Annotated in this window: 11 protein-coding genes; 6 read left to right on the top strand and 5 right to left on the bottom strand. The window is 35.8% G+C overall.

What is annotated here, in order from left to right:
• Nucleotides 1-30 precede the first annotated feature (30 nt).
• Nucleotides 31-1,362 (bottom strand): type I glutamate--ammonia ligase, encoded by a 1,332-nt coding sequence (gene glnA, locus J2T59_RS01095; RefSeq protein WP_259133207.1) that lies wholly within the window; start codon nt 1,360-1,362, stop codon nt 31-33.
• Nucleotides 1,363-1,803: 441 nt separating this feature from the next.
• On the opposite strand from glnA, the gene J2T59_RS01090 reads away from it, so the two are divergent.
• Nucleotides 1,804-3,441, top strand: a complete 1,638-nt coding sequence (locus J2T59_RS01090) for an acetolactate synthase large subunit (RefSeq protein ID WP_259133206.1) — start codon at nt 1,804-1,806, stop codon at nt 3,439-3,441.
• Nucleotides 3,442-3,453: 12 nt separating this feature from the next.
• Here J2T59_RS01090 and J2T59_RS01085 read toward each other — a convergent pair whose 3' ends face one another.
• Nucleotides 3,454-3,801, bottom strand: coding sequence for a DUF1284 domain-containing protein (locus J2T59_RS01085; protein WP_259133205.1), 348 nt, complete (start codon nt 3,799-3,801; stop codon nt 3,454-3,456).
• A 356-nt stretch (nt 3,802-4,157) separates the two neighbouring features.
• Between J2T59_RS01085 and J2T59_RS01080 the strand changes: the two genes are divergently transcribed.
• Nucleotides 4,158-5,408 carry a Glu/Leu/Phe/Val family dehydrogenase gene (locus J2T59_RS01080; RefSeq protein ID WP_259133204.1) on the top strand — a complete coding sequence of 417 codons (1,251 nt, stop codon included), beginning with the start codon at nt 4,158-4,160 and terminating at the stop codon, nt 5,406-5,408.
• 70 nt (nt 5,409-5,478) lie between these two features.
• A complete protein-coding gene (locus J2T59_RS01075) occupies nt 5,479-6,204 on the top strand; it encodes an NAD(P)-binding domain-containing protein (protein WP_259133203.1) in 726 nt (241 codons plus the stop codon).
• 17 nt (nt 6,205-6,221) lie between these two features.
• Here the strand turns inward: J2T59_RS01075 and J2T59_RS01070 are convergent, their stop codons facing one another.
• The 3 genes from J2T59_RS01070 to J2T59_RS01060 all read right to left on the bottom strand — a co-directional run bounded on the left by J2T59_RS01070 (nt 6,222) and on the right by J2T59_RS01060 (nt 11,712).
• Nucleotides 6,222-8,888, bottom strand: coding sequence for a PEP/pyruvate-binding domain-containing protein (locus tag J2T59_RS01070; protein ID WP_259133202.1), 2,667 nt, complete (start codon nt 8,886-8,888; stop codon nt 6,222-6,224).
• A gap of 35 nt (nt 8,889-8,923) precedes the next feature.
• Nucleotides 8,924-9,898, bottom strand: coding sequence for a DUF128 domain-containing protein (locus J2T59_RS01065; RefSeq protein ID WP_259133201.1), 975 nt, complete (start codon nt 9,896-9,898; stop codon nt 8,924-8,926).
• 134 nt (nt 9,899-10,032) lie between these two features.
• The gene (locus J2T59_RS01060; protein WP_259133200.1) at nt 10,033-11,712 is read right to left on the bottom strand and encodes an ABC1 kinase family protein; all 1,680 of its coding nucleotides are present in this window, start codon (nt 11,710-11,712) and stop codon (nt 10,033-10,035) included.
• Between the two features lie 527 nt (nt 11,713-12,239).
• Here J2T59_RS01060 and J2T59_RS01055 point away from each other — a divergent pair.
• Genes J2T59_RS01055 through J2T59_RS01045 form a run of 3 tightly spaced genes read left to right on the top strand, consistent with a single transcriptional unit; the run spans nt 12,240 to nt 15,392 of the window.
• Complete coding sequence (locus J2T59_RS01055) at nt 12,240-13,352, top strand: uroporphyrinogen decarboxylase family protein (RefSeq protein WP_259133198.1); 1,113 nt, start codon at nt 12,240-12,242, stop codon at nt 13,350-13,352.
• A 55-nt stretch (nt 13,353-13,407) separates the two neighbouring features.
• Nucleotides 13,408-13,920: a DUF7479 domain-containing protein gene (locus J2T59_RS01050; RefSeq protein ID WP_259133196.1), complete on the top strand. Its 513-nt coding sequence runs from the start codon at nt 13,408-13,410 to the stop codon at nt 13,918-13,920.
• 44 nt (nt 13,921-13,964) lie between these two features.
• A complete protein-coding gene (locus J2T59_RS01045) occupies nt 13,965-15,392 on the top strand; it encodes a radical SAM protein (RefSeq protein ID WP_259133195.1) in 1,428 nt (475 codons plus the stop codon).
• Nucleotides 15,393-15,555: the final 163 nt, after the last annotated feature.

Raw genomic sequence — 15,555 nt, 5'->3', positions numbered from 1 at the left:
TTTAACTTTATTTTTGTTACTTACTTTAGCTTAGAATTTTCCAAGGTAAGCATCAACTTCCCAAGGATGGACTTGAGCTTTATAATCATCCCATTCAGCTATTTTTCCTGCTATGTAATGCTCGAACAAGTGATCTCCTAAAGTTTCCTTCACGAACTCACTATTGCTCATATAATCCAATGCTTCTTTTAAGTTAGCTGGAAGTGAACCAATTCCCATATCTTTTCTCTCTTCGGGTGTTAGGTTGAATATATTTCTGCTGGTAGGGTCTCCAGGATCTATTTCATTCTTAATTCCGTTCAAGCCTGCTTTCAACATTAATGCGAATGCAAGGTATGGGTTACATGTTGGGTCAGGACATCTCAGTTCAACTCTGGTACCCTTACCACGTGTTGCAGGTATACGGATCAATGAACTTCTATTCCTATCTGACCACGTTATGTATATTGGTGCTTCGTATCCTGGTACTAGTCTCTTATAAGAGTTTACTAATGGGTTAGTCACAGCTGTAAATTCCTTTATGTGATTTAATAAACCACCAACATAATAGCGAGCAGTTTGTGAAAGCTGGTTTTCACCTTCTGGATCATAGAATGCATTCTGACCGTCACTTGTCATTAAAGATTGGTTTGCGTGCATTCCTGAACCATTTACTCCGTAAAGGGGTTTTGGCATAAATGTAGCATAATATCCTCTATGGCTTGCGATCGATTTCACAACATACTTGAAAGTCACAACATTGTCAGCAGTTGAAAGCACATCACCAAATCTGAAATCAATTTCATGTTGTGATGGTGCTACTTCATGGTGAGAAGCCTCAAGTTTAAATCCCATATGTTCCAGGGCATAATCGATATCTCTTCTCATATCTTGTGCTCGATCAAGTGGTGCGAAATCAAAATATCCACCTTCATCAGTAAGATTGGTGGTAGGATTGTTGTTTTCATCTAACTTGAACACAAAGAACTCCAGCTCAGGCCCTACGTTCATTGTATACCCTTCGCTCTTTGCTTCCTCAATGGCCTGTTTTAGTACATACCTTGGGTCTCCAATGAAAGGACTTCCGTCTGGTAATTTGACATCACCTAATAATCTGGCAACAGAACCTTCTTTTGGTCTCCATGGCAAAATTCTGAAAGTTGAAGGATCTGGCATTAACATCATATCAGATTCTTCGATCCTTGTAAATCCCTCAATTGAAGAACCATCAAACATAATTCCTTCTGAGAATGCGTCTGAGAGGTCCTCTGAAGGGATTGCCCAACTCTTAATCGCTCCGAACGTATCAGTAAACTGAGTTCTTATGAACTTTACATCATACTCGTTCACTGCTTGTAATACATCTTCTTTTGTTTTGTACATAGACATCTCCTTTCGGTGGTATACACTAACCATTTACCTACTTAATATTATATAAACATTTTTACTAAATTTTTTATTAATGTTTCAACCTTAAAAAGATGATAGATTGTAAATTAGCATGTTGTAGTAAGAATAGCATATGTTCAATTGCTTCGAAATGGGACTAATAGATGAAATTACTTTGTTACTGTAACGATCGTCAATGTATTTCTTAATCGTTTTAGCGGATATTTTAACATGATGCAAAAATCTATAGGTAAGAAATGCATTTAAACAGTTTGAACTTATAGGTATTTAATACAGCTATCAGCATACTCAACTGTGTTGTAAGGACTACAGCGCAAGTGTGTGTAATTGAGTCGGTGGACTCGATAATGGAGAAAGAAGTCATTCTATTCATGAAATGTAGTTCACCCATAAGTGTGAGTTAAGGTGTTATTTATGAAAGCAAGTGATTTGTTTGTAAAGTGTCTTGAGGAGGAAGGTGTTGACTATATTTTCGGAATACCAGGTGAGGAAACCGTTGATTTGATGCACTCTATATCAAGGTCAAAAATCGAGTTCATTGTAACTAGACATGAGCAATCGGCAGCCTTTATGGCAAACATGTATGGTAGAATGACTCATAAGCCAGGAGTATGCCTTGCAACACTAGGGCCAGGTGCAACTAACTTGATAACTGGTGTTGCGGATGCACACTTGGATCGTGCACCAATGGTGGCTATAACAGGTCAGGGTGGACTTGATAGAACGCATAAGGAATCACATCAGTATATTGATATTGTTACCACTTTTAAAACAATAACCGCATGGAATTCAGGTATACTTAGGGCTGATTTTATACCTGAGGTTATTGCAAAGGGTTTTGATATAGCTAAGAATGTACCTGGTGCTGTACATATTGAATTGCCTGAAGATGTTGCTAAAGAGGATTCTCAGAAAGGCCCGATATTAAAGAAATCTTATTCTCACACTACACATTGTGATGAAATTGAGCTTGAAAATGCATCTAAATTGATGGAAGAGGCGCTTAATCCCTTGATATTGGTAGGTAATGGTGCTATCCGGTTTGGTGCTTCAGAGGTATTGAGACATTTTGTTGCATGTAGTGGTATTCCTGTGGTAACTACATTTATGGGTAAAGGATCTATACCTGCTGATGATGAACATTTTATAGGTTCAATGGGTATTCCTGATAGGGATTACATCATGTGTGGTTTGGATCGGGCAGATTTGGTTATATGTATTGGATATGACCCTGTAGAGTATAGTCCAATGCACTGGAACTTTAATGGGGAAAAGAGGATTGTTCATATTCATCAAAATGTACCTGATATTTCAGAGAATTACGTTCCAGATGCAGCTCTTATAGGCGACATTAAGGAATCACTTAAAAGTCTTTTAACTTATTGTAAGGTTCTAGATGAAATGCCACAGGAGTTTAAAGATCTAAGATCACAAATGGTGGATGAGCTTGAAAGCTATAAACTAGATGATTCTTATCCTATAAAACCACAAAAGATATTGTGGGATATAAGGCAAAGCTTACCAAGGGATGGTATTTTGATAAGTGATGTGGGTGCTCATAAACTATGGGTTGGCAGATTATTTCCGGGAATGGATGAGAATACTGTGTTTATATCAAATGGACTTGCATCAATGGGATTTGCACTTCCAGCGGCAATTTCAGCTAGTTTAATCAATCCGGATAAAAAAATAGTCGCAGTTGTGGGTGATGGTGGATTTATGATGAATGTACAGGAGTTAGAGACTGCTGTTAGACTAGGCTCAAATTTTGTTGTTGTAATATTTAATGACTCCAAATATGGTGTGATTGCTTGGTCTGAAATGAAAAAGTTTAATGAAGAAGTGGGCACTGATTTTAACAATCCTGATTTTGTAACTCTTGCTAAAAGCTTTGGTGCAAATGCTATAAAAGTAGAAACAGCACTAGATCTTAAAAAAAGCATTGAACATAGCTTGTATGAAGGTGGTGTTTGGATTATAGATGTAGCTGTGGATTATTCTGAAAATATTAAGCTTACCAAGAAGCTAAATCAAAGCTCATGCAATGTTTGAAAGATTCTTATTTCAGTCCCTAAAACAAATAGAGTTCCATATACAATCTTCACATACATCTAGGGGTTTTATCTCATTTATCTTGTTGTCAAAGGACTGAAATATCTTAGTCGCAGTATGGATTTTGTATTTATCAATACCCAATTCATCAATAATTTTTTTATCGGATTGCTGTATTATTTTATCATGGTTTTCATCTTGACATGTGCCCTTGATGTTGTTTGGGCAGTATGCACAAATATCATCACAGCTTGATACTAGTTTTAATTTTATGCTAGGGTTTGATTGGATATTAGAGATAATATTTTCCATATTTTGTACAAATAATTTAGAATAACCTCTACCTTCAAAATGTTTCATACACATCAAATGATGTCCTCTTATAATGATAATATTTGACATTAGGATTCACTTCAATTAATTGTATTAGGCATAAATAGCAACTCTTATATAAATGGATTAAGGAATCTGAAGTGATTAGTATGCTCTATATAAAGATTTGTGTGAAATCATCTTAATTTAATAAACTATGCTATAGATTCAGTCAAATTTGAGGGTAGATTATTCAATTTAAACACATATTATAAAAATGAGTAAAAAGGTCTAAGATTAGTTTAATATAATTATTATCTCAAATATGAAATATTTAATCACCAGAGCTTAAAAGGACCTGTTTATGAGATATAAGACAATTTTCAGTTTGAAGAGGCTTAATAATGTCAGTAGAAAATCCGTTTGAGAACTCAAGAAAACAATTAGCAAAATGTGCAGCGATACTTGAACTTGATGATAATGTGCATGAAATGCTTAGACATCCAATGCGAGAAATGCGTGTATCTATTCCAGTAAGGATGGATGATGGTACTACGAGAGTATTTGAAGGTTTTAGAATACAATATAATGATGCACGAGGACCAACTAAAGGTGGTATCAGATTTCATCCAGAAGAAGATGTTGATACAGTAAGAGCGCTTGCTGCATGGATGACATGGAAATGTGCAGTAGTTGATATTCCACTAGGTGGTGGCAAAGGTGGGGTTGTTTGTAATCCAAAAGAATTATCAGAAACTGAATTAGAGAGGCTAAGTCGCCAATATATAGCTAGTATTTCACATATAGTAGGCCCAAGGATGGATATCCCTGCCCCTGACGTTTATACTAATCCAAAGATGATGGGATGGATGATGGATGAATATTCTAAAATAAAAGGGATGAACCAGCCAGGAGTTGTTACTGGAAAACCTCTGACAGTAGGTGGATCTCTTGGTAGAGGAGATGCTACAGCCAGAGGAGGGATATATACTATCCGAGAAGCTGCCCAAAAACTTGGAATTGATATGGGAGAGGCAAAGATTGCAATCCAAGGATATGGTAATGCTGGATATTATGCCGCAAGTTTGGCTAAAGAGACTTTTGGTTCAAAGATAGTGGCTATCAGTGATAGTAAAGGTGGCGTGATGAATTTAGAAGACGGTATTGATCCTGACTTAGCACGCCAACATAAATTAGAAACGGGATCTGTAGCAAATCTTCCTAACACTGTTCCAGTGTCCAATGAAGAATTACTTGAATTAGATGTCGAGATACTGATTCCTGCAGCCTTGGAGAATGTTATAACAGATAAGAATGCATATAATATCAAGGCTAATATTGTTGCAGAACTAGCGAATGGTCCTACAACGCCTTCAGCAGACGATATACTCTATGAACGCGGTGTCCATATCATACCAGATTTCTTATGTAATGCAGGTGGTGTAACAGTATCTTACTTTGAGATGGTACAAAATTTCTATATGTATTATTGGAGTGAAGTAAGAGTGCATACACGTCTTGATAGGAAGATGACAGAAGCATATAATTCGGTATACGAAGCTGCAGATAAGTATAATACAGATATGAGAACAGCTGCATATGTAGTTGCTATTGAGCGTGTAGTACTTGCAATGAAAGATCGTGGCTGGATTTAAGCTTTTAAAATATTTGATACAAATGGCCTAATTTCAGGCCATATTTTTTAACGAAACTGATGGGATTATCATGAAAATCGCAATAATTGGTGGAACCGGAAATATTGGAAAAGGGTTTGCAGTAAGATGGGGTAGCAAACATGAGATTATAGTAGGGTCAAGAGATAAACAAAGGGCTGAGAATAAGGCTTTAGAGTATGCTAATCTCTTAAAAGATCGTAATATGGATGCTTTGATTACCGGTAATACAAATTTAGGTGCAGCTTCAGAGGCGGAGGTTATAATCCTAGCTGTAAGGTACAGCAAGGTAGAATCTATCATTGAGCAGCTTAAGCCTGTACTAGATCGAAAAATTATAGTTTCAGTAGTTGTTCCTATGGAGAAAAACCAATGTACGATTCTACCAGATTCTGATTCGATACAAATTGAAGCAACTTCAAGAGAAGACTTTAAAGCCGATTATTTCTGCTACATGACACCTAAACTAGGGAGTGCGGCTGAAGAAATCGATGCGATGTTACCTGAAGGAATTGAATTAGTATCGGCGTTCCACAATGTACCAGCAGCTAAGCTAGCCAATTTGGATTTAGATTTAGATTATGATATTGGTGTATGTGGTAATTACATGCGGTCAAAAGAAATTGTGTTTGACCTTGTGCGGGATATACCTAACATGCGACCTATTGACGTAGGGCCTTTGGAAACATCTTCAATGATAGAGGCACTTACTCCTTTAGTCATAAATATTGCTATTCGCAACCAAAAGAAGGATATTGGAATCAAGTTTGTAGATTAATCATTATTTGATTATTTTCATTCATTATTTTTTAGGAAAACTATTGCTTTTTGTGCTTGTTGGTTTGCAATAACAGATATTTGGGAGTTATTTTTTTCTAAACTTATATCTATCAACTTAACTATATTCTCGAACTCTTTATATTCTGGGAGTAGCTCAGTTAATACATTTTTTGATTCATAAAAGAAAGTTTCATTGAACAAGCTATCCTCTTGATCCGGATATAATGGCATATAAACAATCCCACTTTCAACAAGGTCTTGGAAAAAATGAGTCCCATAAGATACTTCTGGGGTATGACCTTCTTTGATCCGAGACATCTCTACAAGCACAGATGTGTTATCAATTTCACTGTAAGTCACATTTACTCCTAATTCTATGTTACTACTACCCCATCTTCCAGGCCCAATCAATATAAACTGCTTTTCTATCTTGGCCAATATTGAGTTGATTAGTCCAACAACTCTGCCAAGAGATCGCTTTTTATCAAAACTGTCTATTGTTTCGTAAGATTCTGGGTCGATGTATAGGATATAGTTAATGTTATCGATCTTACCTGCATTTATTACCATGCTTGACTGGAACAAAATATTTTTCTCAGGAATATTTTTAGGGAGGGTAGTATCATCAGTGATGCCTGGGATTGTCATTGGTCTACACTGGACTATATTTATTTTGATATCACCTCTATTGTCTACATGTGAAGTAAATTCAATATCTACAGGTTTTTCATAAACTTGTTCAACAGTTTCAAGGATGGTATCAATTTTTTTGACAAAACTGGTTTTCTTAATTAAGTTATTGAATGTGAGTATCATTTTTCTCGATTCACATTCGATTTTACCCATATATGGGTCTTCAATATATCCATTATTTAAACAAGATACAAACATTTTTAGGTTAGGGTAATCTTTTTTACTCAAAAGTTTGTGGAATGGGATCGTAGTTAACCTGTTGTTTTTCAGATCAATCACATCAACGTCCCACTGAGAATATTTTTGTATTTGGATACCAGTTTCTGGCCTAAGTGTGGGATGGCTTACAGCTATCATTCTTGGATAATCTCTACCTACACGATCAACAGCTCTGGTGCCGAGGCCGAAAACTAATCTTATGACTCCTTTAGATGGGTCGATCCTGTTGGTCCATGTAAACATGTTCTTCGAGAATGTCACACCTGCTAATGATGGGAAAAAGAAATGGTTGTACCGCAGTCCAGATACTCTTTGGACAAGTATTGCCATTTGCTCATCTTCGTATTGTAATCCTCTACTTCTTCTGTATGAAAGAGCGTCTGGATTCAATGCACTCGCATAGACCAATTTTACTGCATTGATGAAAGAGCTTAATCTGTCCTCAGGACTACCTTGATTAGCACAGAACTCACTTCTATACTTACCTGCAAAGGCATTTCCATAACTATCTTCTTGTAAGCTACTTGACCGTATTATAATAGGTGCCTGTCCAAAATACTCTAACATGTCTTTGAATTGTTCTATAATATCAGTTGAGAAATCACCTTCAAGGAACTTTTTTTCAACTTCAAAGAATTCATTCTTTGTCATACCCGAACTGTCTGACAACTTCAGTTTTAGGCGAAACAGATTATTATTGATCATGAAACTAAAAAAAACATCTGAACCAATGTAAAATGAGTCATGTGGTTCAATAATTTCTGAAATATCTTCTTTGTTGTTCTTTAGTACAATGTTTCTTGCTAACAACATACCTACTGCTTTACCCCCAATCCTTCCAGAGCCGATGATTCTGTCCCTGATACTAAGCAGATCTTCAAAAGAAAGGTAAATGTCTGCAAGGTCGTTGAACTTGGGGTGATCCCCAATTATCATTCTTGAAAGTTCTTTTTTTAAAGCATGTATCTCAGGATGTAATTCTTCTTTCAAGTCACCAATCTCGTAGTACATTTTAAGTCGTGTATACACACTGTCCCATGGAGCAGTGGCAGTTGTACTCCGGTGAAGAACCTTTTCTCGGTCACTTGAAGAAATTGAGGCAGCTGCACCGCTTTCAAAGACGGGTTTCCACTCAGAACTATCCGTGACGGCATGTGGTAAGAACATACTCTGAGAGTATCTAGCATAGACCTTTAATGGATGTACATAGGCTTGGTCCTTAATGTGGTAAAAGTCTATAAGGACCTGTGTAGTGTCCCTTATTGCTGCAACAGTTGTATGTGTATGTCGTCCCCTGGAAAGTGCAAAGTATCCAATAGTATCAAGTTCAAATAGGTAAGGACACGTGACTTTAAAGAAATTAGCAACGAGCTCATCTGTAGCCCATTCTACAACAAGTGAAGATAGGTTATCAAACACATAAAATACTTTTTTTCCATAAGACTTAATTATCCTATGAACTTGGCTACTAAAATAATCAAAACCATAGCTTGGTTCCACATTGATTATATCCAGCCCATCCATTGGTTCAAGTATGGGATCATGAGGTGCAAATCTCACATATACACATTTATATCCGTTCTCAATTCCACTTTTTATGAAAGATGTAGCGAAATACTTGTAATCTCCAATGCTTTCAATTTTCCAAACTACATTATCTCCAAGTCTTAGATAATGTAAGATATGGTCCATTTGCTGTATTCCTGTAGTAATGCTTGCTTTATCACCATAATTTGCTATATCGATGTTTCCATCTATGTCTTTTTTCAACAAAAAGTCTCCATATATTGGTTCCATTAAATATTCTAGATCTTTTTCATGCTACAATAATCAATTATTGTTGATATTGGGTGTGTTGTGACATTTATTCCATTTTCTTCTACTGCTGCAATGGAATTAACACCAACAAATATGGGAATTCCAGATTTTCCAATATCAGCAGGTGCACCAAACAATTCTTCTCCAGAGTTACCAACCCGAATTGCACCAAGTATATCGGATTCAGATGCTTTGTCTATGATAAGCTCAGCTTTTTCCTTTGCAGAAGATGGAATGTACCTGATATTAGAAAGAACCGAACCAGTTCCCGTTTCCATGACATCAAGTACAGAAGTCGATTTTCTGCTCATGAAAATTTTTATTGGGTCTATAGAGGTGCCATGATATGAGATGAGGTCAGAGTAATTAATAGGCACATTATTTTCAATTTTTAAAATCCCACCATAATAAGGTTCTACAGGGATGCCGTTTTTTAGTAAGAGGCCATCAAAGGTTATGCTACACATGGTAGCAATACAGATTTTATCTTTAGGTACTATAACATTGTCATCATTTCCTTCATCGAAAATCTTTATTTTAGGACTAATACCTATACCAAGACTTGCAACATCTTTCATAATATTAAGTGCATCATCGATCTCATTTTCATTGATATAAGACAGATTTACTATAACTTTACCTTTTTTTGTGTACAGGTCATAGTCGGTCAGATAAATGAGTTCATCTATTCTATTGATGACATATCCCAACCTGTCAGTTATGAGAGCTTCTTTCAATTCTTCAGTACCATGTTTTGTGATTGTACGGCCAGCATACCCATGCTTTTCAGTAAAACCCCTTTCATCTAAGATTCTTAAATGGTACCTTACAGCTCTTTCACCTATATTATATCCTCTTGTATTAAGTTCATCAGCTATATTCCTTGCACCAACTGGCTTTTCACTTTCACTGATGATTCTCATAATCTCAATCAGCTTTCTTTCAATGTCAGGGTCTGTCATTTAAACACTCGCAAATAAAACAAAATCTTTTTTAATATATTAGATAAGAAAAGTGCTTCCGTATATTGTGAATGAATACTGTTGTATTTATAGTTTTTTAGTTTAGGGGAAGATGCTGATAATGAATGATCATTTTAGAAATGACCACTCCTCAATATGTAGATTACAAGTACAAGCCCCAATATTCCGGCAGTAAGAAACCCAACAAGTCCAATTACTGGAACACCCCAAAAATGTGGTTCAATTCCAGTTTGTATTATTAAGGAAGAACCAATTATTATTGCTGAAAGTATTAGACTGAAAGCTATACGGTTACTTGCAGTATTGATTTGATATACTAGCTGCTGTAGCCACTTAAGTTCAAGGTTGATCAAGAATTCACCCTTTTCAGCAGAGGATAGTATATGAGATGCTTGGGCTGGGAATTTTCTAACAGCTCTTATGACATTTATTAGTTCTGTGAATGCACCTTGAGCCAATTTGTCTGGACGTACTCGTTCTCGGATAAGTTTTTTTGCATATGGTTCTGCTATTACTGTTGCATTGAAGTTAGGCACAAGCTGTGATCCAAATCCTTCTAACGTAACAATAGCTTTCATCAGCATAGATATATTTGGTGGAATTTTAGCTCTATGAGTTCTTAAGATCGAAAAAGTTTCTTTTATCATTTCGGGTGTATCGATTTGATCTACTGATCGCCCATAATACTTGTACATAAGAAACTCTATATCTTGCTGTAAGGCGACTGTATCCATATGTCCACTTATGATATCAAAGTCTCTTAATAGGTCTAAGAACTGTGGGATATCACGATTTGTTATAAGGAAAAGTGAATCTATCAATGCGTATCTAAGTTCTTTTGAGATATACCCCACCATTCCAAAATCTATCAATGCAACTTTATTATTATTGAGTATTAATACATTACCAGGATGGATGTCTGCATGGAAGTACCCATCCTCAAACACTTGTTTCATAAATGCTTTTGTTACATATGTCACTATTCTATTTGGATCGATCTCATTATTTTCAATTTCCTTGAGATCATTGCTTCTAATTCCATCGATATATTCTATGGTAATTACACGCCTTGTACTGAATTTGTCATAGACATGAGGGATATAGATGTTAGGATTATTCTTAAAATTATTATGGAAAACGTTTGCATTCCTTGCTTCTTGTGTATAATCTAACTCCGACCTGATCGTACGTGCTAGTTGATCAACGATTTCCTTTGGATGATAATACCTGGACTCTTCAATATACTCTTCTAAAAAACCAGCTATATTATAAAGAATATCAAGGTCACTTTCAATTCTTGATGTTATCCCCGGTCTCTGAACTTTTACTACAACATCAGTTCCGTCGAATAATGTTGCTATATGAACTTGTCCGATCGAGGCGGAGGCAAATGGTTTTTCTTGAAACGATATAAAGACCTCATTTAGATTATAACCAAGTTCACTCTTGATTATGTTTTTAACCTGGTCAAATTCAAAGGGTTCAACAGAATCCTGTAATTCTTCTAGCTCATCTATATATTTTGTTGGGAGTAAATCTCTTCTAGTGCTCAGGATTTGACCAAATTTAACAAAAGTTGGACCAAGGTCTTCTAATACTCTCCGTGCTCGCTCCGGTCTGCTTAATCCTGCTGCTCTACTCCTATACTTTTGCTTAATTTTAGTCTTGAATAACCATGTTTTGCTCACTCCAAGTTTTTCAGCCAAATAGAAGAACTCGTATTTTAATAGAGTATCGATGATTTCACGATATCTTTTAACCATTGAATATTTTCGTGCTAGGTTTGGGATCATTAGAAGGTCTTCCTTTATTGTTTGAAATAGACGAAAATTGAACAATAATAGATATAAACTAATTTTTTTTACCTATGCATATTTCACACAGCTACTAACATAAAGTACGGTTCTGATTAAATATATTTACCTTATATATTATTTTAGGAAAATTTATTCTATTAACGTTGATGTTTTCCTGAATCAAAAAGTAATTTGAAAATCAAGGTATTAGAAGCATTGATATGATCAATATCCTTGATTTATTTGTCCATGTAGCTATAACAAAAAGGTCTAATCAAAAATATGGTTAAGAAAAAAACTACAGTGTTGAGATAAGATATGTTATTGATTATATAATCAACTTTGACCAATTGCCATAAGTTATTATATATATCTCTACCAAAATATTAGTTTACAGTCAATAATTACAAATTAAGTATTTGTTTTTATTGATTAGAAAAAACTAATTGAAAACTGGAGGTTATGGATGGCCTTTTACTATCCTTGACCATTAATTATTAAAAATAAAAAGGGTGATAAATAATATGCCAGCAGAGGATTTTGCTCCAATAAATTCAGAATGGTTAGAAAAAGCAGGTAACTTATGGACAACACCTTTTGTCGATAAACCATCAGAAAGGGTAATTGTTGACCCAATCTTATTGTCTCATGCAGCTGCTTTATTCAAGAAAACTCCAAAATATTTCTGGGAAAACCCAGATGAAGCAGCACGAATGGTATGCCAGGCCTGTGAACTGTATGATATCACACCGGTAGGTCACTATCTGTGGGCAGATTACTGGGGACAGGACTATGGTGCTGAGATTAAGATACAGGAAACTTCACCACCTGCAATTACTAAATATCCTATAAAGGAACCTGAAGATATTGATAAGTTTGAGGTAAAAAGTCCTGAAGAACTTAAAGAAGGACCAACATTCAAAGATCACTTCAAAGCACTGGATACAGTTCTAGAAGAATATCCACAAATGTTTGCACCTATTACACAGCTTGCAGGACCAATGGAAGTTGCAACTAACTGGGCAGGTATTGAAGATGTATTTATGTGGATGATAACTGAACCAGAAATTGTTGACAAACTTATAGTCAAAGCAACTGAACATATGGTCAATGCATGTAAGGTAACAGCTGAGAAGTACGGTGCTAATGTAATGATTACAGGATCTGTTGTTGCCAGTGGTGATCTCTTAGAAAGAGAACAGATCAAAAGATTCAGCTATGAACCACAATGCAAAGCAGTAAAAAATGTACTTAAAGCCGGTGCTGGACCTGGTATATATTACCACCTTTGTGGAAACCACACTAACAGTTTTGATATGTGGAAAGATGCACCTATGTCACCATTTACTGTTGTACAAGTTGGTAATGATGGAAAGAATGTTTTCCCATCAAGCAAATTGGTTGAACACTTTGGAGATAGATGTACTTGCTTTGGAGTTGTTGATACCAAACTAATTGATCGTGGTACTCCTAGACAGGTCTATGATCAAACTGCAGAACAGCTGCAAGCAGGTAAGGATAGTCCAAGAGGATTTATTATTGGAAGTTCATGTGAATGTCCAACATACGCTCCACCTGCAAACGTACATGCAATGGTTAAAGCAGCAAAGGACTATGGTAAATACGAAAAATTCTAAAGTTTTGATACTTGAAAATTGATGTCAAAGCTATCAAAATAAGCCGGTGGACTTGATGGATATCAAAAAATTAATATCAAAAATATCAAAGGTGTACTCTATGGATATCAAAATAAGCGAAGAAGTTGCTAATTTATTGAAAGACAATGGTCTAAAAGCAGAAGAAATGGAGAAAGTAATCAAAGATGCGGAGGAAAGCGGAAAAAAACTTGAATCCAAAGATGGGAGTAAATGTCTTGCAAAAGCTGAAGATGATAATTTAACATGCTATGCTTTATACTCTGCTTCAAACGGTGGATTTTCATTAGATAGTGGATATGCTCATAAAATGAAAATGGTGGGCCCAACAGGTGGAGAATTTAACGTTGAAGCTGCAGATGAAGCCGATTGGATTTGTAAGAAATGTAATGAGAATGCCATTGAAGCAAATGTTGACATGACCTATCTTGGAGTTACAAGACCAGGTAATGCAATAGTCTGCCCTAAATGTGGTGATATGTATCTTGGAGAAGATATGGTACCAACAATAAAAGGTGCAGAAGGTATCCTTGAGGAAAAAAGAGGATAATATTTGTATAACTTGAGGTAATTGTAATATTCCAGAGGGTGATAATGGAACAAATTGAAAAAATTAGTAGTTTGTGTCCTGAATGTCTCAGGAATATCAGTGGCGTCAAGTATGCTTCAGATGATGGTAAGGTATATATTGATAAGGAATGTGAAGATCATGGCGTCTTCACAACTCTTATCTCAAAAGATGTGAATCATTATCATCAAATGGAAAATTTTTTTGAAGTTGACCGAGCAAGCCCAAAAAATCATCTAGGTGTTACTGAAAAAGGGTGCCCACTAGATTGTGGTTTGTGTCCTTCCCATAAACAAGATACTTGTTTAGCAGTGGTAGAAGTTACTGACAGGTGTGATATGGGGTGCACTTATTGTTTTGCGAGTTCTTTGATGGATGATAGTAAAGATCCTGATATGGCAACAATAAGGAAAATGTTTGAGACTGTTAAATATTATTCAAATGATCCAACATGTGTCCAGATATCTGGTGGTGAGCCTACTTTAAGGGAAGATTTACCAGAGATAATTAAAATGGGCCGTGACTTAGGATTGACTCATATTGAACTCAATACTAATGGGGTTAGGATTGCCCAGGATCAGGAATACTTTGATCGGATAATAGATGCTGGGATAGATGCACTTTATCTTGGCTTTGATGGGGTTTCAGATGACGTTTATATGAAACGTACCGGGAAGAATCTTTTTGAAGTCAAATCTGAAGTAATCAATAAATGCAGAACAGCAGGTATTGGTGTAGTCTTAGTACCCTTAGTAGCTAATAATTATAACCTCCATGAAGTTGGTAACATAATAAAATTTGCTAGCAACAATGTGCCTACTGTACGAGGAGTTCACTTCCAACCAGTTTTCTTGTCAGGCAGGTCGCCTGCTGACCAGGAAGCTAAAATAACTATTTTAGATTTACTTGAGAATATAGAAGAACAGACCAATGGTCAACTTAAAGTAGAGCACTTCACTCCAGCCTTAATGGCAACGGCACAATGTGGTGCTACTTGTATGACATTAGTAGAAGGTGAAGGTGAGTTCTTACCTCTAACTAACATTGAACAAGGGTCATTAAATACTTCTACAGATGTTGCAAGTAAGACCAAGAAATCTATTATGGGTAGATGGAAAGGATCTAGTAAGAACGAAGACAATTCGGAGGCTGTAGGTAGCAACAAATGTTGCGGAAATACACCTTTAACTACTGTTACAGTTCCACAAGAGAGTTCTTGTTGTAGGTCTACTACGAAAAGTAATGGATGGGCTGAATTTATTGAAATGAGCAAGAATAGATACTTAACTATTTCTACAATGGCTTTCCAAGACGTGTGGTCCTATGAAAAAGGAAGAATTGAGAACTGTTGCATCCATGTTGTAACAAAAGATGGAAAGTTTGTACCATTTTGCAACTATAATCTAAGTAGCTGCAATGGAGAATACCTGTATAGGGATCAAATTACTACATGATAGTGGTTTATTAATACTAAGAACAATGTCTTTATTGCTAATCAAAAGATAAAAACATTGTTCTTAGTCTACTTTTTTGTAATTTGATGTGGAATCTATAGAATCTGAAATTGAGCATGAGCTATTTTTATTACCAAAAAGGTAAATGTATACTTTTAAAACG

Source organism: Methanosalsum natronophilum (genome assembly GCF_024808815.1).
In the GTDB taxonomy this organism is placed as follows: Archaea; Halobacteriota; Methanosarcinia; order Methanosarcinales; family Methanosarcinaceae; genus Methanosalsum; species Methanosalsum natronophilum.
The sequence above is the reverse complement of the archived record's forward strand: the minus strand, read 5'-3'. Positions and strand labels throughout refer to the sequence as shown.